The following is a 24583-nucleotide window of genomic DNA, read 5'->3' as shown; positions in this document are numbered from 1 at the left end:
AAGATTGTACAGAATAGGTGAAGCACTCATAGGAAGCGGCAATGAGGTTGCCCATATAGATCTCATCATAGGTGATAAGGAGGGAAACGTAGGGGCCGCCTTTGCAAATGGCCTCACCAGCCTCTCACTCGGTCACACACCACTTCTTTCGGTGATAAGGCCCAACCTCATGACAAAGCCAGCTACCCTCATAGTACCCAAGGTCACAGTGAGCTGCCTTGAGGACGCTGATAAGGTCTTCGGGCCGGCACAGACAGCAGTTGCCCGTGCAGTTGCAGATGCAGTTGAGGAGGGAATAATCCCAGAGGAAAAGGTTGAGGACCTTGTGGTAATTGTAAGCGTATTCATACACCCCGAGGCAGAGGACTACCGCAAGATATACCAGTACAACTACGGGGCAACCAAACTAGCACTCAGAAGGGCCATGGAAAACTATCCCTCAGCAAGGAAGGTCCTCAGTGAGAAGGACCGGGGAAGCCACCCCATCATGGGCTTCAGGGCAGTCAGGCTCTGGAACCCCCCCTACCTGCAGGTTGCCCTTGACCTTGACAGCATTGAGGAGATGGAGAGGATTATTGACGCCCTACCCAACAGAGAGAGGATACTCCTTGAGGCCGGAACACCCCTTGTCAAGAAATTCGGTGTTGGTGTTGTAAGCAAGATAAGGGAGCTTCGAAGGGACGCTTTCATAATAGCCGACCTCAAAACCCTTGACGTTGGGAGGATAGAGGTTAAGATGGCCGCAGATGAGACCGCTGATGCCGTGGCCATATCAGGTCTTGGAACCGTTGAATCCATTGAGAAGGCCATCCACGAGGCCCAGAAGCAGGGCATATACTCCATACTGGACATGATGAATGTTGAAAACTTCGTTGATAAACTCAGGGGCCTCAGATACAAGCCAGACATCGTACTACTCCACAGAAATGTTGACCTTGAAACCCTCAGGGCAGAGCGTGGAGAGGACATTGGTGAAATGAGCGAATGGGGGAACATCAGGGAAATAAAGGATATACTTGGCCCCAGGGGCCTTGTGGCCGTTGCAGGGGGTATAACACCATCCAAGATGCAGGAGGCCCTTGATAGCGGCGCCGACATAATAGTGGTTGGAAGGTACATAATCGGCTCAAGGGATGTGAGGAGGGCCGCAGAGGACTTCCTGGAGCACATGCCCCAGGACCCCGACACCATGAGACTGCCCCTTGACGAGGACGAGTCAATCTAGCCTAGAAGGGGATTGCACATGATATTGGGTATATGTGGAAGCCCTAGGAAACAGGCCACCCATTACGTCCTTGAGAGGGCCCTTGGAACACTGGCGGATGAAGGACTTGAAACTGAGTTCTTCACTGTGAGGGGTAAGAACATCTCCCCCTGCAGGCACTGCGACTACTGCCTTAGAAATAAGGAGTGTGTGCTGAAGGACGACATGTACCCACTCTATGACCTCCTTAGGAGGGCTCAGGGAATTATAATTGCAACCCCTGTCTACAATGGCGGTGTCAGCGCCCAGGTGAAGGCCATAATGGACCGCTGCCGGGCGCTTGGTGCAGAGGACTACGACTCCCTGAGGGGAAAGGTGGGTATGGGCATAGCTGTTGGTGGTGACAGGTGCGGGGGGCAGGAACCTGCCCTCATGCAGATACACACCTTCTACATCCTCAACGGAGTAATACCTGTAAGCGGAGGGTCCTTCGGAGCGAACCTCGGTGCATGTCTCTGGTCAAGGGATACCGTTGAGGGCGTTAAGGAGGACTCCTACGGGTTTAAAACCCTTGATAAAACCCTCAAAATGTTTAAAAGATTTCTGAATTTCCATAAACCATAAGCTTTTTTTATCATGGCAACCTCGACCCAAAGGCTTATTTAAGGCACCACCAGATCTATTCGGTGATTCAATGGCATCTTCAGGTACTTCCAAACTCTTAAAGGGCAGCTTCTTTATAATAATCGGCAACCTCCTTTTCAGGGTGGGTGGATACATCTACAGGGTTCTCATGACACGCCTCCTCGGACCCGAGGGCTACGGACTCCTGGGACTGACACTCCCATTCCAGGGAATATTCCAGATACTGGCCGCTGGAGGGCTTCCGCCGGCAATAGCCAAGTATGTGGCCCAGCACCGGGCCCTCAAGGAGGATGAAATGGCCAGGCAGGTTGTTGTAACCGCGCTGAAGGTCATGATATTTCTTGGTCTGACCTTCTCCCTTGTAATGTTCTTCACAGCCCCCTGGCTTGCAAACCAGTTCTTTCATAAACCAGCAGCCCAGTACCCACTCCAGGCTGTTGCACTTATAACACCATTCAGTGTTATAGTAGGTGCCTTCAGGGGTGCATTTCAGGGCATATACCGGATGGAATACGTCGTGGTTACAAGGGCCGTTGAGCAGGTTTTCATGATAACCCTCGCAGTTGTCTTTGTGATGGCCGGTTTCTATGCAGCAGGGGCGGTTATAGGTACCGCCATGGGTTTTCTTGCCTCGGCCATATCAGCTATCCTGATATTCAAAAGACTGATGAACAGCTACTTCCCACCAGTACCCCCAGAAAAGAGGCTGACCATCAGGGAGGAACTGGGACTTGTGAAAGTGCTTCTCTCATTCTCCATTCCCGTCATAATCACAGCCCTCTCTGAGATGGCGATATATGATATAAGTGTATTTGTGATAGGTGTGTTCATGGCAACAACCTCCGTGGGATACTATACTGCGGCTGATCCCGTTGCAAGGCTTCCCCTTGTAGTATCCCTCTCTGTGGCAACCGCGGTTCTTCCTGCGGCCTCAGAGGCCTTCGCACTGAAGGACAGGAGGCTCCTTGAAACCTACATTGTACAGTCATACAGGGTCGTGACTCTCCTTGTACTTCCCATGTGTGTTGGCATAGCAGTCTTCTCAGAGCCCCTCCTTGAACTGCTCTTTGGAAGCAAGTTTATCTTCGGTGCTGGTGCTCTGAGCATACTGGTTGTTGGGATGAGCTTCTATACCCTCTTCATGATATCGTCAAGCATCGCCCAGGGGATAGGTTACCCCCGTCTTCCAATGTACGTTCTGGTTGCTGGAACTGTCATAAACCTTGCACTGAACGTTGCCCTCGTACCTTTACTTGGAATCGAGGGGGGAGCCCTTGCAACAACAATCGCAGCCCTTATCATAATGATCATAATCCTCTGGAAGACCTCAGAGATAACCGGTGTGAAGCCACCGGGCCTCTCACTTCTCAGGATAGGATTCGCATCAGGGGCTATGGGGGTCTTCATGCTGCCTCTTCCCCGGACCATCATGGGGCTCCTTCTGGCAATAATCTTCAGTCCCCTGGTTTACGGTGCGAGCCTACTCCTTATAGGTGGTGTTGAGAAGCGGGATGTGAGGCTTGTGAGGAAGTCTGCATCAAGGATGGGTCCCCTCTCAGGAGCAGTAAGCAGGGTGGCTGATCTTATGGACCGCTGGGCAAGGTGATGGCATAAGGATATAAAGAACAAGATCCATAGGTTCTAAAATGAGTTTCAGCTACAGAATTGCCATTGAGGGAACCGAAGTCCCTGTGGATGAGAGAAGGTTCCGGCTTCTCAGGCTGATCCAGAACAGGGGTTCCATAAGCAGAGCAGCAGAGGAGGTGGGTATCCCCTACCGCAGTGCCCTTGCATATATAAAGAACCTTGAGGAACTCCTCGGTGAAGAGGTCGTGGAAACCAGAAGGGGTGGAAAGGGGGGTGGTGGAGGTAGCAGACTCACAGAAACAGGCGTCAGGGTCGTCCTTGAGTATCTTAAATTAAAAAGGGCCCTTGAAAGGCAGATTTCCAGTAACGAAATCCGGGGAATCGTTGAGGAGATTTCAGGGGATGGTTCAAGAATAAGGGTAGGAAACTCCCTCCTGGAGGCGCCAGTGGTTGATGGTTTATCCCCTGGAGATGAGGTCATGCTCCTCGTTGACCCTGAGGACATTGTGCTCATGGGTGAGAGGTACGATACCAGCATGAGGAACACCCTTCCAGGAACTGTTACAGGCCTGGAACTGCATGGGGACATCGTGACCGTCAGGATCAAGGCAGGTGATATTAAACTCAAAACCCGTATAACACGTGAATCTCAGCGTAAACTGAATATTAACCTAGGATCCGATGTATATGCCGGTTTTAAGGCCGTTGCTGTTACTGTTCTTAAGATATGACTGATGGTGGTGATTTAATTGAAGATAATTGTGGATTCAGATAAATGCACCGGATGCGGGGAGTGCCGGGAGGCTTGTCCCAAGGGAGGCAAGATATGGACAATAGACAGGAGAAAACCTGCCAGAGCCTCAAATCTTGAATTCTGCCACCAGTGCATGATATGTGCAAGTAAATGTCCTGAAGGGGCTATAAGGATCATAAGGGATGATAACTATGAGAAGAAGTCTGAAGAGCAGGGAAACCCTTGAAACCCATGTGAAGGTTGATCTGAACCTTGATGGTAGTGGAAGGTCAAATGTGAATACAGGTCTTGGATTCCTTGACCACATGCTTGGATCGCTGGCCCGTCACGGGCTCATGGACCTTGAGGTGGAGGCAAGGGGAGATCTGGAGGTGGACGACCACCACACTGTTGAGGATGTTGCGCTGACACTGGGCGAGGCTTTCAGGGAGGCCCTCGGTGATGGAAAGGGTATAAGGAGAATGGCCCATGCGATGGTCCCCATGGATGAATCTCTGGCCACAGTTGCACTGGACCTGGGTGGAAGACCCTACACGGTACTTGAACTTGAGTTCAGTGGTGCCAGGATTGGGGATGTCTCATCAGATAATATAGGGCATTTCTTTGAGTCATTTGCGGCTTCTGCGGCCATCAACATCCACGCCTCTGTGAGGGGAAGTAACGACCACCACAAGGCCGAGGCACTCTTCAAGGCACTTGCAATGGCACTCAGGGATGCTGTACGGGTTGAACACGATATGATTCCAAGCACCAAGGGCAGATTGTAAAGAATCTGTGCATGGCAACGTGCACCCTAAAGTCATTTCATTATGCATCTATTTCCGCAGCTGGGAGTCCAACTCACTATATCAATCAGTAGTATTTTTACTTTATGGATGCATAATAATATAATCATAGGATCTGCATCCAAGCATGACATTGACCTTAGACTGCATCACAATCCAAGAGAATGATCTCATTACATTTTAGGGGGTGGTTGGTTTGTGTGAACTTTTGGGGTTCTGTTTTAACCGGGAAGTGAAACCCTCCTTTTCCCTCAGGGGTTTCAGGATGAGGTCAGAGGATAACCCTCATGGCTGGGGGCTGGCCTTCTATCCGGATCAATCGGTACAGGTTTACAAAGAGCCATGCCCATCAAAGGAAAGTCCACTGTCACAGTTCCTGGAGAACTATGAACCCATAGCTTCCAGGATCATAATATCCCATATACGTCGGATAAGCAGGGGAGATGAGTCCCACAGGAACACTCATCCCTTCCAGAGGGAATGGTATGGACGGGACTATGTGTTCGCCCACAATGGCACCCTCAACATTGATAACCCTGAGGGTGGAAGGTATAATCCTGTTGGGACAACTGACTCCGAGATCGCATTCTGCCACATCATGAACCGTATCAGTGAGGAGGGCGTTAAATTCAGGGATGATGAGGATTACTTGTGGCTCTGGAGCGTTTTGAATGATATCAACGGCTATGGAAATTTTAACTGCCTCCTCTCCGAGGGTAAGCACCTCTTCTCCTATCATGACATGAAGGGATACAAGGGCCTCCACCAGTTGCATCGAAGGGCGCCCTACGGTCCCGTTGAACTCCTTGATGATGATTACCAGATAGACCTCGCCCATGAGAAGAAGCCTGATCAGGAGGGTTACATAATCGCAAGTAAACCTCTGACCAGTGAAAAATGGGAGGCCTTCATTCAAGGAGAATTGAGGGTCTACAGAGACGGAAAGTTAATCTTCAGGGTCAGTGAGGAGAGCATCCGCTCGGAGTAAGTGGTAGATAATTTATTTCCGCAAGCTCCATGCAATCCTATTTTAAAGTTTTATAATAACATTCAAGTGACCACTGGACCAATTAATCATCCAGAGTATACGCCATGCTCTGGGAGGTATAACTTAACTGTGCGAATTAAAATCCTATTAAAAGGATCGGTATATCAGAAAAAATAGTGGTTGAAGATCTATTCTGGCTTGGCCAGAAGATCCTTCTTGCTCAGTGTTTCGCCTTCCTTACCGTGTGGTGTTCTAAGCACGGTATCGTTGGACTTCTCGATTTCCCTTGCTTCAACCGCAAGTCTGGCAGCTGCAGATAGCATTTCGTGTGCTGAGGCAACTATTGGTATGTACTGGTCAGGATCCTGTACCATGAAGCAGCCCCTGACGTCTATGTCAGCCACCTTGGTTGCTATCTCATATGCAGCCATTGCCTTGGCCTTTGCATATGGATTGGTGTAGCCTGCTGCCTCCACCGCCTTATCTGTATCTATTACCACCTGTGGAAGTTCAGGTGCCTTTCCGGCTTCAACATCTGCAATCATTGCATCGATTGTGTTCTGCACAACCCTGTATGCGCCTGTAAATGCAAGAACCTTTATAACGTCTGAGTTGAAGGAGGCCATCTCTGTTGGGTCCAGGAACTCCCTTCTTGCCCCTATCATCGGGTCGGCCTTTACTATTATGTAACCAAGCCCCTGCTCCTCGATTTCATCCTTGACCCTGAGGCCAGGTGCGTCACCTATGATCATGGCTGGAACATCAGCCTCTGATAGAAGCTCCCTTGCCTTTGCAGGGCCAGGTGCACCTGGGTTTGGGCTTATGAATATAACAAAGTCCCTATCCATTTCAAGCATGGTTGGCACTGCCCTTTCGATTTCATCGGGGTTCATCTTTGCACCTGAACCCACGACACAGACATCTATGTTTGGCCTGTCTGCCCTCTCATCAAGTAACAGGTCAAGCACAGGTGAGGTCCCGATGTTACCGCATTTTATTATACCAATTTTTACAACCATTAGATCACCAGAATCTTATTATTTTGTGCCTTATTAAGTATTTTATGATTTAAAGATTATGATTAAGCTTTTATACCAGTAGTATAATTTTTACCTTTCCTGGGATCATGATGATTAAAATTTAAATTATAGTTAATATCTTAATCATTTAATTTAATATTAAGTTTATTAATCCCCCTCCCTTTCAACCACAAGAACGTTACCTGTAAATATTTTTGAGAAGATCTCCCTCCTTATCTTGATCCTCCCCATGGCAGGGTCAGCCAGTGTGATGTTTCTATCATCAACCGAGAGAACAACAGTGTAGTGCGCCGTGTCACCGTACTTTACAAATGCAATGTGATTCCTTCTCAGATCCGATATTTTCATCCTTACACCCCTTGCACTCAACCCCTTCGAGGTTGCCGCGAATATCAGTCCATACATGGTGGTCCCTGATTCGTCTGTACCTGCAAGCGCCGCCAGTTCTGCCTCGCTGCAGTGAACTCCAAGGTTTCTGAGAACCGTGGCAAGTGCCGCCGGGCCACAGCTGTATCCGCTGCTCTGCCTCACTATAACCTCATCACCCAGAGACGATTTCATATCAAAAACCTCCATTTTAATACCAGTACTCATAATAAATTATTAATTATTATTAATAAATGTATATGGTTGAAGTGAAACACAAACCCATGAGCTCATGTACCGTGCACTGTTCTTGCTCCAAACGAAAAGGAGGTTAAATAAGCAATTAGAAAATGGGTTAACCATCGCCCAGAGTGATGCTCCGGCGCAGAATTAAGGGTGAAGATATCCATCAGCTACCTGAAACCTTTTCGGGCATCCCAGATGCGCTTCATAGACCTCAATCCGCCCCTGGGACCCGCTACCTCATGGAAATCATCAATGAGCCCCATTAGCTTCCTTACGGCCCGCTCAGCATCCTCTACAATTTCTGAGGACTCGGGTGGTTTCACATCATCAGCCACCTCACCTAGGCTGGTAGAATCAACCACGGGAATCCCCACCTCACCTGCAAGGTCCACACTAGCGTGTCTCTCATGGAAGCCCCGGAGCTTAATTGCCGGAACACCCAGCACCGCAGCTTCGATGGTGAGGCCCATTCCTGCCCCGTATATGACAAGATCAGCGTAGTCCATGAGGGATGGAAGATCAACAAATCCCTCAAGGACCTCAGTCTTCTCTGAACCCGCGAAGCTCCTCACATAATGTGGACTGAAGCGGAAGGGTACCACTATAATGCGTCTTCCAAGTGATTCAACTCTCGATATGAGGTCAGGTATATCCTCCCTTCGCAGGTCGCCTCCAAGGACCAGGAGAGTGTAATTCCCGATACCCGGATCCTCAGTCTGGAGGCGGCTCACATAGAGGGCATGGGGGTAGCCACCTATGACCTCAACATTCTCAAGGAGGTACTCATCCTCAAGGTAATCCCTGTAGCGGGTGGATGGTGCCGTTACAATGTCTGCAAAGGCTATCATTTCAATGGGGTTGTAAATGTCCTGTTCAATATGAAGGACAGCCTTCCCCCTGAGATATGATGCTGCGATGGCCTTCCGTACATCCCCTGCATTCCCGCATGTGAGAACAAGATCCGGATTTATTTTTCCAAGGTGGCGCCAGGTAGCTACAATATCCCTCAGGAGGAGGTATGCGATTTCCATCTTACCGCCGGATCTGCTCCTGCTGGTCCCCATGGAGTAGTACCTCCGGCAGAGGTCTCCCAGGACATCCCTCACTCCCCCACCATGGCACAGACAGTGGTATTCATGTCCAGATTCCTGCATCAGGGGATGGAAGGTCTTTGCAGGTGCCAGTTCAGCTGCAACTGCCAGTTTCAGGATAACACCTCCAGAGGACGTATATAACTGATATGACGGCGACCATGTAGAAAAACCATACCACAAGGTCTGTTGGGCCTGTTTCAACCCAGATTATGGTATGGGCCAGAATTACTGAATAGATACCTGTGAAGATCCCGTTCAGTGATATCTGAATCCTGTGCATTAATCCAAGGATCATTCCCAGGAGGAACATCTGGATAACCATTGCAGGAAGCCCGAAGTCCAGGAGGGGGGGTCCGAATATGAGTGATGTTGTTGAGTGCCTGTAGCCGAGCACAACCTCACCAACGATTGCCCGTGGATCCGTTGAGTGCAGGTATCCTGTAAGGGTGTAATAGAGGAGTTTACCGGCAGTTGCCCCCTGATGGTCCAGGAGCCTGTCAAATACCATGAGGGTGTAGCCTGCCCTGTAGAGAAGGAGTTCCAGTGGATTGAGGGTCCAGCTCTGCCATTCAATTGATTTAACAGCAATGTAACCGACTGATATTGCCACAATGGCAAGAGCTGATAGCAGGAGGCCTATCTGGCGGGGGGATGGTCTTGCAGAGTAGTAGATGGTTATGATACCGCTCAGCAGTATAACCACAACGGTTGTCCTGTAGCCTGTGAGGGCAAAGAGTGTGGCTCCAATGATAAGTGGAATACAGTACCTCCTCCTGGGATAAGCTGCAAGAAGGATGTTAACAGATGGGAGGAATATGAGGTATGAGAGAAGCCATATCTTCGTAACAGCCCTTGCCTTGAGATAACCGCTGAGGAGAGGAATTCCCCCCAGCATATAAAGGTTCAGTGCCTGTAGAATGATTCCAAACGTGACAAGAAGGGCCAGAAGTGTTTCCCGTGGATTTCTTGGACTGGCAGGTTTCTCTGTTCGTATCCTTCCAGATATATGCGCTCCAAGGATGAATATGGTGGCACCAAGAACTATATAGAGAATTGAAAGCCCTGATGGAAGTCTCAGACCCCTGATACCCATCAGTGTCCCTGAAATGGCAAGCACAAGGTATATGAGCAGCGCTATGATGACAGAATAGGGAGAGAATATATCAAACCTCATCCTGGAGCTCCCATGCATTCCTTGTGAAGTTCGCGGCAAAGTTGGGGCATGATGCTGCATGTATGTGCACGTAACTTGCAAGGGCCGATCCAGAGGTTATTCCATCCATGTAGTCCATTATGCCCCTTCCCCTGAGCACCCTGAAGGCAAATTGCGCATCTCCGGTGACTGAGACCCTTGAGTAGTGGAATTCATGCCCCCTGAACACATCCCCCTCCCCTGTTATCAGGTTGTCAGAGACCGCCTCAGAGATCACGTAGCTCAGTCCCTGGACCTTTTTTGTCATCTCAGCATCGTAGGGGAACACACCACACATCTCGCGCCCATCAATGGACCTCATCAGGTACATCAGGCCGCCACATTCCCCGAAGATGGGTCTGCCGTCTGCGTGAAACCTCCTCACCGACATCCTCATGGATCTGTTGGATTCAAGTTCCCCTGCAAATACCTCAGGGTAGCCGCCCCCTATGTATACCGCGTCAACATCAGGAAGCTCCTCATCATGGAGGGGGCTGAAGTAGACAACTGAAGCCCCGTTATCCTCAAGTGCCTCTATGTTCTCCCTGTAATAAAAGTTAAAGGCCTCATCAAATGCCACGCCTATTTTAACCTTCCTTTTGTTCTCCCTCCGCCAGAGGGGTTCCCTGTTCCCATCAATTTTCCCCGCAGATGCCATTATATCCTCAAGGGCCTCAAGGTCCAGGTACTCCTCCATTGCACTGCCCCACCTCTCAATGTAGGATGCTATCTGCTCCCTTTCAACGGCAGGTACAAGTCCAAGGTGCCTCTGCTCAACCTCCAGTTCTGCGCTCCTTGGTATTCCCCCCACCACCTCAGTGCCTGTGAGTTCCTCCACAGCCTCCTTTGTCTTGAGGTAGTGCCTCCTGTTCTTAACCTGGTTCAGGATAACCCCCCTGATTTTAACCTCAGGATCAAGGGACCTGAAACCCAGCACCATGGCCGCCGCGCTTTTAACAAGGCTTCTCGAATTTATTATGAGAACCACCGGGGCCTTAAGGGCCTTTGCAACTGAAGCTGTACTTCCAGTGTCCCCGGTTGCACTTATACCCTCATACAGTCCCCTAACACCCTCTATTATACCCATTCTGGCCCCTGATATCTTCATTGCCCTTGTGAAGGCCTCCCTTATCTGGGCATCTGTCATGAAGAAGGAGTCGAGGTTCCTTGAGATGTTGCCTGTGGCCATGGTATGATATGATGGGTCTATGTAGTCCGGACCCACCTTGAAGGGCTGGATGCCCCTATCGGAGAGTGCCCTCATTATCCCGGTCGCTATGGTGGTCTTGCCAACTGCGCTCCCTGTCCCTGCAAGTACAAGTCTCATATATGAAACTCGATGCTACATTTATTTAAGTTTTGGGAGAATAGCATCTTTCTTCTGTTTCCCAGAAATAAAAAAAGGATTTGTCAGAAATTTCATCTGAGAAGGTATCTTGCCCTTGATGTGTGTGACTTGCCATGGACAAGGCAGAAGTCTGCATCGCATCTGCTGCAGAACCACATCCCCTCTGGACATGTGGAGCCCTCTTCATATCTCAGTGTTCCGTGCCTGCCACAGAATGGGCAGTAATTCCTGAATCGTGACTGATGCTCCTTGTAGTCCACATGAAGTGAACATGAACACCTTCCGCTGGCCTCAACGTAAGTCGCGGTTACAGTGTGGGATGACGCTCCCACATCCCTTGATGTGTGTCTGTAGGCCCTCACATGTTTCCTTTTGAGGACCCTCTTTTTATAGTATGCCTTTGTATGGATTCTTTTTTTGCTGTACTTCTTATGATATTTCTTGGCATCCACCTTCAGGGGCTTTGCGCTGATTTCAGTTCCTCTATCCTCCGCCTCAGAAGCGGTTATGCCCGCTGCAGCTATGGAGAATAGAAATAAAGATGCAATAAAAAGTCGCTTAATTTTACCGCCTCCAATCCAGGAAGATATTTAATGTTCCCTCTGGATGTTGGGAATATAACTGTGACCTCATATATAAATATTTTGCCTCAGAATTGAAAAATAAGACGTTTTAGAACTCTTTTTTTCAATCAGAGCATTCTAATTACTTTTTAAAAATTGAAGTAATGGATGTGATGTTTTAATTTCTTCTTTAAATCACTTTGACACTACCATTTCCTTTTTTCAAAAAATAAGCCATATTAAACCGTTTTTTAAATTGAATGATCTGATGGTTTATTTAAGGGGGTGCAGTGGCACCATACTGAGAGGATCCAGAACCTTAAAAAAGGACCTGCGTTTATATCAGAGCATTATATGGATGCTTTGAAATTTTAAACTTTTCTGGTGATCTAAAATCTAATTTAAATTATTATAATGACTTAAAATCAATTATAATGCTTTCAAATCATTCATCTTATCTCCCCATCAGAATCACTGCGGATCCCGCGAGCCCGTGATAAATTAGTTATAGAATCATGGACATATTATTCACCATGAGTCTTGCTGAAAGGGTCCGGGTGCTGAGTGACAGTGCCCAGTTTGACCTCTGCGACTACAGTGCAGACCCCTCCCAGCGGAACCCTTCGCTGCCGGGTATCTACTACACCAGTTACAGGGGCTGCAGGGTCCCCCTCTTCAAGGTTCTGCTCACCAACAGGTGCTGCAACGACTGCAGGTACTGTATAAACAGCGCAGAGAAAGAGCCTGTTGAGCTGAAGCCGGAGGAAGTTGCAGGGATATTCCTTGACTACTATGAGAGGCGCTACGTTGATGGACTCTTCCTCAGCTCTGGGGTGAGCAGGGACCCTGATGAAACCATGGAGAAGCTCCTGGAGACACTCAGAATCCTAAGACTTGAGGGTTATGGCGGTTACATACACCTCAAGATCATACCGGGCTCATCCATGGACACCGTAAGAAGGGCCATGGAACTTGCAAGTCGTGTGAGCATCAACCTTGAGACCGCGACCAGGGATGGCCTTGATGAACTTTCATCCACCAAGGACTACAGTGTTGACATCCTGCGGAGAATGAGGTGGATCAGCAGGTTCAAGAGGAGACACCCTGAACTTGCGCCCTCAGGTCAGAGCACCCAGCTGATGGTTGGGGCTGTTGATGAAACAGATGAGGATATAGTTAAACGTGTTAAGTGGATCTACGATAAATATTACCTCAGGAGGGTGTACTTCAGTGGTTTTCAGCCCATTGAAGGGACTGCACTTGAGAAAAGGGCCGAAGCAGACCCCAGGCGTGTCTTCAGACTTTACCAGACAGACGCGCTCCTGAAGTCCTATGATTTCGGTGTTGATGAGTTGAGGTTCAGTGGGGGCTACCTGGACACCTCTGTGGATCCAAAGTACGCCGCAGCCATGGAGATGGATATCTTCCCGGTGGACCTCAAGACCGCCCCCTATCATGAACTCATCAGGGTTCCTGGAATAGGACCAAGGTCGGCCAGAAAAATAATTGAACTGAGGGCTAAGGTTAACCTCACCCCGGATATCCTGAAGGGAATGGGGGTGAGGCTGGGCAGGGCTGAACCCTTCATATACCTTGATGGATCCCAGACAACCCTCAGCAGCTGGAATAAGAGCGATTGAATTACTGGAGTTCAGAGAACATTTCCCATATTTCAGGGTACTTCTCCTTCACGGCCCTTTCTATGAGGTTCGATGCCTCCCTGCTTATGCTGAACTCTGGCTGTGTCTTTTTCAGGTACCGGAGTACCGCTGCAGACCTTGCAGACCAGAGGGTTATGCGGGGGTTGCGTTTAACCTCCCTTATAACAGCCTCAACCTGCACATCTCCGGCCACTGAGTCAGAGGTCTCCTTCACTTCCTTCCTTGTCCTTGACTGGATGAGTGCATCGAGTCCCATCCCAAGGCCCTTCTTCTGTGCCATTATATCACTCCATATCCAGTATTTCAGCTGCGAGTTTCATGTAGGCCCCCGTTCCCGTGCTTTCAGGGTCATAGGTGATGCATGGTTTTCCATGACTTGGGGCCTCTGCAAGGCGTACGTTTCTCGGTATCCTTGTTCTGAAGATGTTCTCCCTTTCACCAAAGAACCTTTCAACCTCCCTCTGCACGTCCCTTGCAAGGCGTGTCCTCGAGTCATAGAGGGTTATGAGTATCCCCTTTATGGGGCAGGGACTCTGGAGACGTTCCTCAACAAGGTTCATTGTCCTGAGGAGGTCGGCCATTCCCTCGAGGGCATAGTACTCTGCCTGTATTGGTATTATGACACTGTCAGATGCCACGAGGGCGTTGAGTGTGAGTATCCCCAGTGACGGCGGGGCGTCTATGAATATGTAATCGAATTCATCCCTCACGTCCCCAAGGGCCTCCTTGAGGATGGCGTGGTAGCCTATCTCGCTGCTGAGTTCGATTTCTGCACCGCTCAGGGATATGTTGCTGGGTGCAAGGTAAAGGTCCTCGAGTTCGGCTGGCAGTATCACATCCCTGAGGGATGCCTTTCTGCTGAGTACTGTGTAGATGGTTGAGTCCAGTTCAGATTTATTCACACCGAACCCTGTTGTTGCGTTACCCTGGGGGTCCATGTCAACCACCAGCACCCTCCTCTCAAGGAGTGAAAGGGCTGCTGAGAGGTTCACCGCGGTTGTTGTCTTGCCACAGCCACCCTTCTGGTTTATGATTGAAATTATCTCTCCCATTTAATCACCATCAACTGATTAGGATGATCACTTGGAACTTAGAATTTAGAACTTATAAATTATATCTTATAAGTTATAACTTATAAGAAGATGGGTCAAAAAATTTTTTTAGAAGTTGATTCTCTCTGAAAGTCTGACAGGGAGGGGTAGCCTTCTGAATGGCATCCCCTGGGTCTCTGATCTGACGAGTTCGATGAGCTCATGGAGATCCATCTGAACCTTTTCACCTGTGCTCCTGATGTTAACTGTGAGTTTGCCCTCCAGTTCGCTGTCACCCACAACCACAACGTAGGGTACCCAGTCCTGTGCAGCGTTCCTTATCTTCTTACCAAGGGTCTCTGCCCTGTCGTCAAGGTCCGCCCTCACATCATTTGCAGTCATCTCTGATACAAGGGACTCTGCAAATTCGAGGTGGCGCTCGGAAATTGGAAGCACCCTTACCTGTGTCGGTGAAAGCCAGACAGGTAGCATGGGTGGTTTCTCATCCATTTCAATGGCTGTCTTTTCAAGTAAACTGCAGATAACCCTCTCTATGCTCCCTGTTGGGCTGCAGTGGAGGATTATGGGGTTCACCTCCTCCTCATCACTGTTAACATAGGTTATGCCAAACCTTTCCCCACTCTCAACATCTATCTGCACTGTTGGGTTCTCTATTGGCCTTCCAAGGTAATCTATGGCTGCGAAGTCCATCTTGGCAATCCAGTAGTGCTTTCTTGAGGGTAGAAGTTCAAGTAGTATTGGTTTTCCTATCTTATCGGCCACTGAGTGCACCCAGTCAGAGTACTCCTCATAGAAATCCCTGGTAGCCCTGAATATCACCTCATAGTTCACCTGGAGGTCCTCACCGGTCTTCATGCACATCTCCACCTGCCCTGCAAACTCGGTGAGGGCCTGTTCAAGGTCGGCGCATACAGTGTGAAGGTCGGGCATTGTAAAGCCCCTGAGCCTTTTGAGGCCAACCACCTCACCCTTCTTCTCAAGCCTGAAGCTGTAGGTGGAGAGTTCATATATTGAGGCGGGGAGATTCTTCCATGTGAGGAAGGAATCTGAGAGTATCCTGAAGGCCCCAAAGCAGCATGCATATCGCAGCATGAGTTCCTTCTTGTTCTTCATCCTGTACTGCCTTTCACCGAACTTCTCTGCATGGACCCTGATGGCCTCGTCCTCAAGGTCATACATTATGGGGGTCTCAACCGGCATCGCCCCCTCACTGGTTACGAGCATGTAAACGTAGTCTGCAAGAAGATCCCTTATCAGCCTTCCCCTGGGGTACCATCGGAGGTGTCCCACATCGGCTGATGGCTCATAATCCGCCAGGCCCTTCTCCCTCATGAGTCTAACGTGTGGTGGCTCCTCTCCGGATGATTCGAGCACACCCAGTTCATACTTCACAAGGTTTTCAAGGTCCCTGCTTGTGAACTCAAATTCCTCTGGTCTGATTTTCTGGCCCTTGTATAGTATGAACCACTCTGATTCCTCTGATTCCTCCTCCTCTTTGAGGGGTTCCGGCCTTATGGTCCTTGAGAGCTCCGATAGGGGGTGACCCTTGCAGGATATTCTGAATGCCTTGTACCAGCCGAAGGGGACCCTTGAGACCTCAAGTCCCCTTTCCCTCAGTGCCTCCTCCATTCCCTCAAGAACCCTGCGGGCTGTCTTCGGAGAGCTCAGTGAAGAGCTGAGGTGCGCGTATGGATATATAACAACATTATCAGCCTTAACGTCGCCAAAAACTCTCACTATCTCATTTACCGCATTTTCAATGACTGAATCCGGATTCTCCTCATCCTCAGCCTCCACCGCTGTGAAGACCACAAGGGACTCAGTGAAGTGTCCCTTCATTTTATCTTCAGGTATTTCCTCCGCTATCCCTGTTTTGTTCTTTGTCTCGTATTCCAGGTAATCAGAGTGAATTAACAGTATCCTCATGCCATCACCTTGTAAGAATAATATAATGTTATTGTTTTAAGGGCGAAGGTTTTTAAATATTGCCTATGTGAAGGGGAATGATAAAAGACTCCAGAAAACTGCATATCCATGGATTAAGTGCTGAATACCCTGCAGATTACTGCATAAATGGTGTGACTAGATACCTCCTGTATCCCCATAGGACTTCCCATACCATATACCGTCAAATATCCTAGAGTAGTTCTCTGCTATCTCAGGGTACTGGTTCCATATACCCATTGCAGTCTCAGGTAGCGGTGATCCCTCAGGTGTGAACCTGGAGAATATCCACATCATCTCCACTGAGTCCCTCACAAACATCCGAACAGGTGGCATGCTCACGACCCTAACCTCACAGGGCAGATCAAGGTCCTCGGGGGCCATTATCCTTACATCAGCGCCCCTATCCATTATCCTATCAATTGCAGGGCGCAGCTCCCTCAGCTCGCCCCTGAATATGAAACCCATCCTCATTTTGAGTTCGGACCTTGTCCTCGATATGATCTCGAGTTCCTTCTTCATTATCTTCTCCTGTCCGTGTATGAGCCATACCGGGGCCGGTACCCTTGAAACCTGGTCCTCATAGGTTCGCCTGAGCTGGTGCATGGCATCATCCAGTTCCTTCACTATTCTCTTCTTTTCCCTCCTGAAAACCTCTGCAGGGGGGACCACATGGTACCTGAGGGGTTTGCCGCGCTCAACCTCCACGAATCCCCTTTCTGAAAGCTGCCTCAGTACCTCATAGATCCTTGACCTTGGGATTCCTGATGCCTCGGCTGCCTCGGATGCCCCTGCAGATACCAGTGACACCATTGCAGTGTATGCAGCCGCCTGATAATCTGTAAGTCCCAGGATTCTAAGCGCATTCCTCACCTTCCTCTCCAAACAGACACCCCTATTGTTACATTTTATACTCAAATAGTGACAAAATCTATATATAATTTGCTGTCAGTTTTTAATATGGTGATTGAAATGAAGTACCGCTGCAAGGTATGTGACTACATATACGACCCTGACGTGGGTGACCCCACATCAGGTATAAAACCTGGAACCCCCTTCCAGGAACTTCCAGAGGACTGGGTCTGCCCGGTATGCAATGTGGGTAAGGACCAGTTCGAGCCCCTGAAGGGTGAGGTGAGGCGCGTGAGGCCAGAGGACATAGACATGTTCTGCTACCAGTGCTCCCAGACCGTCCGTGGAAGGGCCTGCACAGTAAAGGGGGTCTGTGGAAAGGAAGCAACCGTTGCAAGACTCCAGGACAACCTTCTATTTGCAATTAAGGGTATCTCGGCCTACCTCTACCATGCCCGTGAACTCGGATACACCGATGAAGTTGTGGATGCCTTCCTTGAGAGGGGATTCTACTCAACACTCACCAACGTGAACTTCGATGCAGAGGAATTCGTAAGCCTCGCCCTTGAGGCTGGTGAGATGAACCTGAGGACCATGAAGCTCCTCAAAAAGGCCCACATTGACACCTACGGGGAACCTGACCCCACAGAGGTGAGGGTGGGGGCCCTTGATGGCCCCGCCATAATAGCAACAGGTCACAGTCTGAAGGCGCTTGAAGAGCTGCTCAAGCAGACCGAGGATACTGGTGTGAATGTGTATACACACTCGGAGCTGCTCCCAGCCCATGGTTACCCTGGCCTCAGGAAGTACCCGCACCTTGCCGGGCAGCTCGGCGGCCCCTGGTTCGACCAGAGGGAGACCTTCTCACGCTACAGCGCCGCAGTACTTGGGACCTCAAACTGTGTTCTGATACCCCATGACAGCTACAGGGATAGAATGTTCACCTGTGGCGTTGCCCGGCTCCCGGGGGTTGAACATGTGGATGGCTACGACTTCAGTCCAGTGATAGAGAAGGCACTGGAACTTCCACCCCTTAAAGAGGAGGAGGCAACGACACTAACAACAGGTTTCGGACTCTCAACAATCCTCTCACTTGCAGATAAAATAAAGGAGCTGGTGGAGGAGGGTAAAATCAGGAGATTCTTCCTTGTTGGTGGGTGTGATTCACCCCTGCCACAGGCAAAGTACTACACCGAATTTGTGAGGAAGCTCCCCCAGGATACCGTGGTCCTCACACTGGCCTGCGGCAAGTACCGTTTCAACTCAATGGATCTGGGTGACATTGAGGGGATCCCCAGGCTAATAGACCTTGGCCAGTGCAACGACTCCATAGTGGCAGTGGAACTTGTGGAGGCACTGAGCAACCTCTTCAATCTGGATGTGAATGAGCTGCCCCTCAGCATAGTCCTCAGCTGGATGGAGCAGAAGGCCGCTGCAATACTCTGGAGCCTCCTATCACTCAACCTCAGGGGCATGTACATAGGTCCCATACTGCCTGGATGGGCCAACGACGACATCATAAATGTGCTCGTTGATAACTATGAACTCACACCAATAGGTGACCCTGAAGAGGACATGAAGAAAATGATGGGGTGATGAAAAATGGAGATTAAGGGAAAGGTTCTGAAACTGAATGAGCTCATTGACTACCAGGACGATTCAGTTGTGAGCAGGGAGATCATCAGAAAGGACACCGGTACAGTGACCCTCTTTGCCTTTGACAGGGGGCAGGGCCTCAGTGAACACACTGCGCCCTTCGATGCCATGGTCCAGGTGATCGAGGGTGAGGCAGAAATTACAATAAGTGGAGAGAAGAACCTTGTGGCCGCAGGGGAGATGATAATAATGCCTGCCAACGAGCCACATGCAGTGATGGCGAGGGAACCCTTCAAGATGCTCCTCACCATGATAAGGTCATGAGTTTGTGGTGGATTCAAATAAAAAGGTGTCAACACCATCAAGCCTAACAAATCAAAAGTAACTAGATACCCATAAGGCCAACCGCCACGAGGCCTGTGCCAACAATGACGAGGAAGAGGGTCCCCACCCTTTTCCCGAACATTCTTGTGCCAAGTGCAAAAGCTAGTCCGCCCTTTATAATTGTATTTGAGACTCCTGCAAGGGTTATGGCAGCTGCAGCTGTTGAAGAACTTAAAGAACCCCCTGCTGCCAGTAAAGACATGCTCACAGTTATGGCATCCACATCAGCAACCCCAGAAATCACAGCCGCAGCCAGGACACCCCCACTACCAATGTAGACATTCGCTGCCTTGGATAGGAATAGAATAGCCAGGAAAAGCGCCCCGAATATGAGTGCAGGCTTAACAGAGAATGGGTTTTGAATTTTAATATCCTGATCAATCTTCGATGGTGACCTGATGAACAGAACACCCATGGCCATCCCGGTTACCCCCATTGCAAGCATTGGGGGTGCAACGTATCCCATAAGTGAGGGGTTTATAACGGAGACCTCCAGCAGGATCCTGAAAAACATCATTGAACTTGAAACGACCGATGCGAACACCGCAGGCCTTATGAGATCATCAGATTCCCTAACCCGACCTGCCATTGCCGTAACCACAGCTGTACTTGACACCAGTCCCCCTATTATTCCCGTGGCGCTAAGGCCCCTGTCTGGACCTGCTATCTTCATGGCAATGTAACCTGAATAGCTTATGGCCGATATGAACACCACCATCAGCCACACCTGATAGGGGTTGAAAACCCCCCACGGGCCAAGCGATGTATCCGGAAGAAGAGGGAGAATCACAAAGGCTATTACAAGGAATTTTATTGTATCTATCATCTCCCTCTCACTTATCCTCCTTACGGCAATGTGAATGTACCTTTTGAGGGCAAGGAGAGCCGTTACAATGATGGCAAGCATTGCTGCAAGCCTGTAATCACATGAAAAACACATGGCCCCAAGCATGAAGGTTACAAACGCTGCAACCTCACCTGTTATCCCAATATCCCCATCATCCCTCGTGCTCACAATGTAACTCGCAGATACTATGGCAACCAGCCCCAGAAAGGCAAGAGGAAGCATCAGAGGGAAAATCTCTGATAGATATGCTGAAAGGGCCCCCATGAGTGATATCAGGATGAAGGTCCTTATACCCGCAAATTCAGTCCCCTGGGTCCTCCGCTCCCTCTCAATACCCACCAGGGCTCCTATGGCAAGGGCTATCAAAAACTTAATTACCGGGAAATCCATGTTATAATATATGACAGTTAAATTAATATTATTTATTCCATGATAATTAATAATAATCAGGGTGATGATAATAACGGTGATTCCATGAAAAGTGATACCATAAAAAGGGGAATACAGAGGGCGCCCCACCGCTCCCTCCTCAGGGCATGTGGCCTGACAGACCAGGACTTTGAAAAGCCATTCATAGGGATAGCCAACAGCTACACGGATATCGTGCCAGGCCACCTCCACCTTAGGGAACTTGCAGATGAGGTCAGGGCCGGAATCAACGCTGCAGGTGGAGTTGCATTTGAATTCAACACCATGGCCATATGCGACGGAATAGCCATGAACCATGAGGGCATGAAGTACTCCCTTGCATCAAGGGAGATAGTCGCAGATACCGTGGAGAGCATGGTAATGGCCCATGCCCTTGACGGACTTGTCCTTCTTCCAACGTGTGATAAGATAGTACCGGGTATGCTGATGGCCGCTGCAAGACTTGACATACCATCAATAGTGGTCACCGGTGGCCCCATGCTACCAGGAGAGTTCCAGGGAAGGAAGGTTGACCTCATAAATGTATATGAGGGTGTAGGCGCAGTGAGTGCAGGTGAAATGAGTGAGGATGAACTCGCCGAACTCGAAAGATGCGCCTGTCCAGGTCCAGGGTCATGTGCAGGACTCTTCACAGCCAACACCATGGCCTGCCTCACAGAGGCCCTGGGTATGAGCCTCCCTGGATGCGCAACTGCCCATGCTGTAAGCTCAAAAAAGAGGCAGATTGCAAGGCTCTCAGGTCACAGGATAGTGGAAATGGTGAAGGAAAACCTCAAACCCACAGATATAATGAGCAGGGAGGCCTTTGAAAACGCGGTGATGGTGGACCTTGCACTTGGGGGGTCAACCAACAGCGCACTCCACATCCCTGCCATAGCAGCTGAGATAGAGGGCCTTGGCATCAACCTTGACGTCTTTGATGAGCTGAGCCGCAGAATACCCCACATAGCATCAATATCACCGGCAGGGGATCATATGATGATAGACCTTGACAGGGCTGGGGGAATACAGGCCGTCATGAAAACCCTCATGGATCACCTCAACACCAGCTGCATAACCTGCACAGGAAAAACCGTCGCTGAGAACATGAGGGATGCTAGGGTGAGTGACACCACAGTTATAAGGCCCCCAGATGACCCGGTCCACCGGGAGGGTGGCCTCGCCATACTCAGGGGTAACCTGGCACCCAGGGGCTCCGTGGTGAAACAGGGGGCCGTTGCAGAGGATATGCTGGTCCATGAGGGCCCAGCCAGGGTATTTGAGAGTGAAGATGAGTGTGTTGAGGCAATATTCAGTGGAGATATAGCCGAGGGTGATGTCATCGTAATAAGGTACGAGGGCCCCAAGGGGGGCCCTGGTATGAGGGAGATGCTGAACCCCACCTCCGCAATTGCAGGTATGGGGCTTGAAAGGGTGGCCCTCATAACCGATGGAAGGTTCTCAGGTGGTACCAGGGGGCCCTGCGTGGGACACGTCTCCCCCGAGGCAATGGAAAATGGACCCATAGCGGCTGTGAGAGATGGGGACACAATAAGGATAGATATACCCTCAAGGAAACTTGAGGTTGATCTGACAGAAGATGAGATCAGAAGAAGGATCGAATCTGCAGAAAAACCAGAACGCCACGTTAAGGGATGGCTTGCACGCTACAGGAAACTCGCAGGTTCAGCAGATACAGGTGCCATTCTGAGATAGGTGTAAGCATGAATGATGACAAAAGGGAATGGGTTGAGGCAGCAGCATACATTCTCCTCCTCTTACTCGCTGTTGTTGCATCACAGCACATGAACGTGATTGTATCAGGGAGTATGGAGCCCGTTTTCTACAGGGGCGACATAGTGATAATCGAGAAGAGCAACTTTTTTGGAATAAAGGAAATGAACCCTGAAAACGTACAGAAGGGTGACATAATAATCTATGACGCCACATGGTTCCCAGAACCTGTTATACACAGGGTTATAGCCGTCGAAAAGGATAAGGCAGGCCGAAAATACTACATCACAAAGGGTGACAACAACCCATCACCCGACCCTGCACCCGTGTACCCATCACAGGTTGAGGCAAGGGTCATAACGGTGGGTTCAAATCCGCTAATGATACCCAAGGTGGGCTACATAACACTCTGGCTTAAGGGACTCTGAAGGCAGGTGAGGAAATTGTTCAGATACATTGAAAACAGTGCAAGGGATTCAATAATTGAGGCGCTTGAGAAGCTCCAGCTACCAGTACCATCAGAGATAAAACTGGAGGAACCACCAAACCCCCAGCTGGGGGATCTTGCATCCACGGTGGCCTTTGAACTTGCAGGTGAACTCAAAAGACCGCCAATGGAGATAACCTCCGATATAATGTCAGTGATTGAAACCCCTGAGATCTTTGAGGCCATCGAATCAAAGGGACCCTACATAAACTTCTTTGTTGACTATAGGAAGCTCTCAGGGAAACTCCTTGAAATCATTGATGACGACTACGGCTCCCAGCCAGAGAGGGGTGAGAGGATAATCCTTGAGCATACCTCCGCAAACCCCAACGGGCCGCTGCACATAGGACATATAAGGAATGCCATCATAGGGGACTCACTTGCAAGGATACTCAGAAAGGCAGGATACCAGGTTGAAACCCAGTACTATGTCAATGACATGGGGCGACAGATAGCCATGATTGTCTGGGGCCTCCTGAACCTACAGAAAAACCTGGATGACTACCCCGGGGATAAGAGGGACCACAGGGTTGGAAGACTCTACCTTGAGGTTAACCAGAAACTCAAAGAGGATCCAGGTATAAAGGACGAGGTGGATGAACTGCTGAGGAAATACGAGGCTGGTGAGAACAAGGAAGTCTTCAGGCAGGTTGTGGAGTACTGCCTGGATGGTATGAAAGAGACCATGCAGAGGCTCCATGTCCACCACGACAGGTTCGTATGGGAGGGAGAACTGGTGAGGGATGGGACAGTTGGTGAGGTTATAGAATCCCTCAGAAAAACGGGACTCACCAGGGAAAATGAGGTCCTCTACCTTGACCTTGAGGATTTCGGCATTGAAAAGGAGCTTGTGCTAACCCGTTCAGATGGAACCTCCCTCTACTCCACAAGGGACATAGCCTACCATCTCCAGAAATCCCATGAAGGGGATATTCTCATCGACGTCCTTGGATCGGACCATAAACTTGCAGCAGAGCAGGTGGGAATCGCCGTGGATCTCCTCGGTGGTAAAAAGCCAGAGGTCATATTCTATGAGTTCATAACACTCCCCGAGGGCTCAATGTCCACCAGGAGGGGTGTCTTCATATCGGTGGATGAACTGATGGACGAAGCTCATAAAAGGGCCCTTGAGGAGGTTAAAAAAAGAAGAAAACTTCCAGATGAAGTTGCAGATGAAATCGCCGAGGCCATCGGCAACGGAGCCATAAGGTACTATATAGCACGCCTTTCCCCTGAGAAGCACATTGTGTTCAGGTGGGATGAGGCTCTCAGCTTTGAACGTGGCTGTGCATCAATACAGTATGCCCATGCAAGGGCATGCAAACTCCTCAAGAAGGCATCCTTCAAGGGTGAGAAGGACATCGAAGAGACCTGGAAACCTGAGGAAAATGAAAGGGAACTTGTGCGTCTCCTTGCCCGTTTCCCTGTGGTTGTTGAGGAGGCCGCTATGGCAAGGAGGGTTCACCCCGTGGCACAGTACGTGCAGGACCTTGCAAATGCCTTCAACAGTTTCTACAGATCCACGCCTGTCATCGGGTCTGAATTTGAGGGTGCAAGACTGAGGCTCGTTGATTCTGTTAGGATCGTGATCAGAAATGCCCTGGATCTTCTGGGTATACATGCCCCGGAGACCATGTAAATAAAATTTTTGGTTAAACTGGTATTCAGGAAAAATTCATGGGCGTCACATATATATTTAAGTCTGGCATTCCGTCATTGTTGGATAAGGAGGGTGATGTGAACAGCCCTCTAAAATATCCTCAAGCCCTTTATCATTGCACTCCTGTTCATGCCTGCCTGAGCAGT

The 24583-nt window shown here is 49.6% G+C and carries 24 protein-coding genes; 13 read left to right on the top strand and 11 right to left on the bottom strand.

Annotation, left to right across the window (positions count from 1 at the left end):
• The first annotated feature begins 4 nt into the window (after nucleotides 1–4).
• The 7 genes from QFX30_RS02195 to QFX30_RS02165 all read left to right on the top strand — a co-directional run bounded on the left by QFX30_RS02195 (nucleotide 5) and on the right by QFX30_RS02165 (nucleotide 5963).
• The gene (locus QFX30_RS02195) at nucleotides 5–1225 is read left to right on the top strand and encodes a bifunctional 5,6,7,8-tetrahydromethanopterin hydro-lyase/3-hexulose-6-phosphate synthase (protein WP_300487611.1); all 1221 of its coding nucleotides are present in this window, start codon (nucleotides 5–7) and stop codon (nucleotides 1223–1225) included.
• 18 nt (nucleotides 1226–1243) lie between these two features.
• Complete coding sequence (locus QFX30_RS02190) at nucleotides 1244–1828, top strand: flavodoxin family protein (RefSeq protein WP_300487609.1); 585 nt, start codon at nucleotides 1244–1246, stop codon at nucleotides 1826–1828.
• A 70-nt stretch (nucleotides 1829–1898) separates the two neighbouring features.
• The gene (locus tag QFX30_RS02185) at nucleotides 1899–3455 is read left to right on the top strand and encodes an oligosaccharide flippase family protein (protein ID WP_300487606.1); all 1557 of its coding nucleotides are present in this window, start codon (nucleotides 1899–1901) and stop codon (nucleotides 3453–3455) included.
• A 40-nt stretch (nucleotides 3456–3495) separates the two neighbouring features.
• Nucleotides 3496–4167 (top strand): TOBE domain-containing protein, encoded by a 672-nt coding sequence (locus QFX30_RS02180; RefSeq protein WP_300487603.1) that lies wholly within the window; start codon nucleotides 3496–3498, stop codon nucleotides 4165–4167.
• Nucleotides 4168–4185: 18 nt separating this feature from the next.
• Entirely contained in the window at nucleotides 4186–4416 is a 231-nt protein-coding gene (locus tag QFX30_RS02175; protein WP_300487600.1) for a ferredoxin family protein, read from the top strand.
• Entirely contained in the window at nucleotides 4382–4957 is a 576-nt protein-coding gene (hisB, locus tag QFX30_RS02170) for an imidazoleglycerol-phosphate dehydratase HisB (protein ID WP_300487597.1), read from the top strand. Before QFX30_RS02175 ends, hisB begins: the two co-directional genes overlap by 35 nt.
• 205 nt (nucleotides 4958–5162) lie before the next feature.
• Nucleotides 5163–5963, top strand: a complete 801-nt coding sequence (locus QFX30_RS02165) for a class II glutamine amidotransferase (protein ID WP_300487594.1) — start codon at nucleotides 5163–5165, stop codon at nucleotides 5961–5963.
• Between the two features lie 188 nt (nucleotides 5964–6151).
• Here the strand turns inward: QFX30_RS02165 and QFX30_RS02160 are convergent, their stop codons facing one another.
• From QFX30_RS02160 to QFX30_RS02135, 6 genes are all read right to left on the bottom strand, one after another.
• Nucleotides 6152–6982: a F420-dependent methylenetetrahydromethanopterin dehydrogenase gene (locus QFX30_RS02160; RefSeq protein ID WP_300487591.1), complete on the bottom strand. Its 831-nt coding sequence runs from the start codon at nucleotides 6980–6982 to the stop codon at nucleotides 6152–6154.
• Nucleotides 6983–7150: 168 nt separating this feature from the next.
• Complete coding sequence (locus QFX30_RS02155; protein WP_300487589.1) at nucleotides 7151–7579, bottom strand: cysteine peptidase family C39 domain-containing protein; 429 nt, start codon at nucleotides 7577–7579, stop codon at nucleotides 7151–7153.
• A 203-nt stretch (nucleotides 7580–7782) separates the two neighbouring features.
• Entirely contained in the window at nucleotides 7783–8721 is a 939-nt protein-coding gene (locus tag QFX30_RS02150) for a hypothetical protein (protein WP_300487587.1), read from the bottom strand.
• A gap of 79 nt (nucleotides 8722–8800) precedes the next feature.
• Nucleotides 8801–9883: an oligosaccharide repeat unit polymerase family protein gene (locus QFX30_RS02145; protein WP_300487585.1), complete on the bottom strand. Its 1083-nt coding sequence runs from the start codon at nucleotides 9881–9883 to the stop codon at nucleotides 8801–8803.
• Nucleotides 9873–11228 (bottom strand): Ni-sirohydrochlorin a,c-diamide synthase, encoded by a 1356-nt coding sequence (cfbB, locus tag QFX30_RS02140; protein WP_300487583.1) that lies wholly within the window; start codon nucleotides 11226–11228, stop codon nucleotides 9873–9875. The genes QFX30_RS02145 and cfbB overlap by 11 nt, the downstream gene beginning before the upstream one ends.
• A 92-nt stretch (nucleotides 11229–11320) precedes the next feature.
• Entirely contained in the window at nucleotides 11321–11701 is a 381-nt protein-coding gene (locus tag QFX30_RS02135) for a hypothetical protein (RefSeq protein ID WP_300487581.1), read from the bottom strand.
• 644 nt (nucleotides 11702–12345) lie between these two features.
• Here QFX30_RS02135 and QFX30_RS02130 point away from each other — a divergent pair.
• Nucleotides 12346–13452 carry a radical SAM protein gene (locus QFX30_RS02130; RefSeq protein WP_300487579.1) on the top strand — a complete coding sequence of 369 codons (1107 nt, stop codon included), beginning with the start codon at nucleotides 12346–12348 and terminating at the stop codon, nucleotides 13450–13452.
• 1 nt (nucleotide 13453) lies between these two features.
• Here the strand turns inward: QFX30_RS02130 and QFX30_RS02125 are convergent, their stop codons facing one another.
• The 4 genes from QFX30_RS02125 to QFX30_RS02110 form a co-directional block, all read right to left on the bottom strand.
• Complete coding sequence (locus tag QFX30_RS02125; protein ID WP_300487576.1) at nucleotides 13454–13753, bottom strand: hypothetical protein; 300 nt, start codon at nucleotides 13751–13753, stop codon at nucleotides 13454–13456.
• A 4-nt stretch (nucleotides 13754–13757) separates the two neighbouring features.
• Nucleotides 13758–14525, bottom strand: coding sequence for a ParA family protein (locus tag QFX30_RS02120; protein ID WP_300487573.1), 768 nt, complete (start codon nucleotides 14523–14525; stop codon nucleotides 13758–13760).
• 108 nt (nucleotides 14526–14633) lie between these two features.
• Nucleotides 14634–16451: a threonine--tRNA ligase gene (locus QFX30_RS02115; protein ID WP_300487571.1), complete on the bottom strand. Its 1818-nt coding sequence runs from the start codon at nucleotides 16449–16451 to the stop codon at nucleotides 14634–14636.
• A gap of 156 nt (nucleotides 16452–16607) precedes the next feature.
• Nucleotides 16608–17354, bottom strand: a complete 747-nt coding sequence (locus tag QFX30_RS02110; protein WP_300487568.1) for a TrmB family transcriptional regulator — start codon at nucleotides 17352–17354, stop codon at nucleotides 16608–16610.
• A gap of 87 nt (nucleotides 17355–17441) precedes the next feature.
• Here QFX30_RS02110 and hcp point away from each other — a divergent pair, with 87 nt between their 5' ends.
• Together hcp and QFX30_RS02100 are read left to right on the top strand one after the other, a co-directional pair.
• A complete protein-coding gene (gene hcp, locus QFX30_RS02105; protein WP_300487565.1) occupies nucleotides 17442–18917 on the top strand; it encodes a hydroxylamine reductase in 1476 nt (491 codons plus the stop codon).
• A 6-nt stretch (nucleotides 18918–18923) separates the two neighbouring features.
• Nucleotides 18924–19241, top strand: coding sequence for a cupin domain-containing protein (locus tag QFX30_RS02100; RefSeq protein WP_300477274.1), 318 nt, complete (start codon nucleotides 18924–18926; stop codon nucleotides 19239–19241).
• A gap of 61 nt (nucleotides 19242–19302) precedes the next feature.
• Here the strand turns inward: QFX30_RS02100 and QFX30_RS02095 are convergent, their stop codons facing one another.
• A complete protein-coding gene (locus QFX30_RS02095) occupies nucleotides 19303–20538 on the bottom strand; it encodes an MgtC/SapB family protein (RefSeq protein ID WP_300487563.1) in 1236 nt (411 codons plus the stop codon).
• An 84-nt stretch (nucleotides 20539–20622) separates the two neighbouring features.
• On the opposite strand from QFX30_RS02095, the gene ilvD reads away from it, so the two are divergent.
• The 3 genes from ilvD to argS are packed head-to-tail and all read left to right on the top strand — an operon-like array spanning nucleotide 20623 to nucleotide 24416.
• Nucleotides 20623–22272, top strand: a complete 1650-nt coding sequence (gene ilvD, locus QFX30_RS02090) for a dihydroxy-acid dehydratase (protein WP_300487561.1) — start codon at nucleotides 20623–20625, stop codon at nucleotides 22270–22272.
• Between the two features lie 8 nt (nucleotides 22273–22280).
• Nucleotides 22281–22718, top strand: coding sequence for a signal peptidase I (locus QFX30_RS02085; protein ID WP_300487559.1), 438 nt, complete (start codon nucleotides 22281–22283; stop codon nucleotides 22716–22718).
• A gap of 15 nt (nucleotides 22719–22733) precedes the next feature.
• Nucleotides 22734–24416: an arginine--tRNA ligase gene (gene argS / locus QFX30_RS02080; protein ID WP_300487556.1), complete on the top strand. Its 1683-nt coding sequence runs from the start codon at nucleotides 22734–22736 to the stop codon at nucleotides 24414–24416.
• Nucleotides 24417–24583 lie beyond the last annotated feature (167 nt).

The sequence above is a fragment of the Methanothermobacter sp. genome, from assembly GCF_030055435.1.
Classification (GTDB): domain Archaea; phylum Methanobacteriota; class Methanobacteria; order Methanobacteriales; family Methanothermobacteraceae; genus Methanothermobacter.
The sequence above is the reverse complement of the archived record's forward strand: the minus strand, read 5'-3'. Positions and strand labels throughout refer to the sequence as shown.

What these genes read in the sequence shown, in the direction of transcription:
- QFX30_RS02190 (WP_300487609.1), top strand. Translation starts at nt 1,244, where the DNA reads ATGATATTGGGTATATGTGGAAGCCCTAGGAAACAGGCCACCCATTAC.
- QFX30_RS02185 (WP_300487606.1), top strand. Translation starts at nt 1,899, where the DNA reads ATGGCATCTTCAGGTACTTCCAAACTCTTAAAGGGCAGCTTCTTTATA.
- QFX30_RS02180 (WP_300487603.1), top strand. Translation starts at nt 3,496, where the DNA reads ATGAGTTTCAGCTACAGAATTGCCATTGAGGGAACCGAAGTCCCTGTG.
- hisB (WP_300487597.1), top strand. Translation starts at nt 4,382, where the DNA reads ATGAGAAGAAGTCTGAAGAGCAGGGAAACCCTTGAAACCCATGTGAAG.
- QFX30_RS02160 (WP_300487591.1), bottom strand. Translation starts at nt 6,982, where the DNA reads ATGGTTGTAAAAATTGGTATAATAAAATGCGGTAACATCGGGACCTCA.
- QFX30_RS02155 (WP_300487589.1), bottom strand. Translation starts at nt 7,579, where the DNA reads ATGGAGGTTTTTGATATGAAATCGTCTCTGGGTGATGAGGTTATAGTG.
- QFX30_RS02145 (WP_300487585.1), bottom strand. Translation starts at nt 9,883, where the DNA reads ATGAGGTTTGATATATTCTCTCCCTATTCTGTCATCATAGCGCTGCTC.
- cfbB (WP_300487583.1), bottom strand. Translation starts at nt 11,228, where the DNA reads ATGAGACTTGTACTTGCAGGGACAGGGAGCGCAGTTGGCAAGACCACC.
- QFX30_RS02130 (WP_300487579.1), top strand. Translation starts at nt 12,346, where the DNA reads ATGAGTCTTGCTGAAAGGGTCCGGGTGCTGAGTGACAGTGCCCAGTTT.
- QFX30_RS02125 (WP_300487576.1), bottom strand. Translation starts at nt 13,753, where the DNA reads ATGGCACAGAAGAAGGGCCTTGGGATGGGACTCGATGCACTCATCCAG.
- QFX30_RS02120 (WP_300487573.1), bottom strand. Translation starts at nt 14,525, where the DNA reads ATGGGAGAGATAATTTCAATCATAAACCAGAAGGGTGGCTGTGGCAAG.
- QFX30_RS02115 (WP_300487571.1), bottom strand. Translation starts at nt 16,451, where the DNA reads ATGAGGATACTGTTAATTCACTCTGATTACCTGGAATACGAGACAAAG.
- hcp (WP_300487565.1), top strand. Translation starts at nt 17,442, where the DNA reads ATGAAGTACCGCTGCAAGGTATGTGACTACATATACGACCCTGACGTG.
- QFX30_RS02100 (WP_300477274.1), top strand. Translation starts at nt 18,924, where the DNA reads ATGGAGATTAAGGGAAAGGTTCTGAAACTGAATGAGCTCATTGACTAC.
- QFX30_RS02095 (WP_300487563.1), bottom strand. Translation starts at nt 20,538, where the DNA reads ATGGATTTCCCGGTAATTAAGTTTTTGATAGCCCTTGCCATAGGAGCC.
- ilvD (WP_300487561.1), top strand. Translation starts at nt 20,623, where the DNA reads ATGAAAAGTGATACCATAAAAAGGGGAATACAGAGGGCGCCCCACCGC.
- QFX30_RS02085 (WP_300487559.1), top strand. Translation starts at nt 22,281, where the DNA reads ATGAATGATGACAAAAGGGAATGGGTTGAGGCAGCAGCATACATTCTC.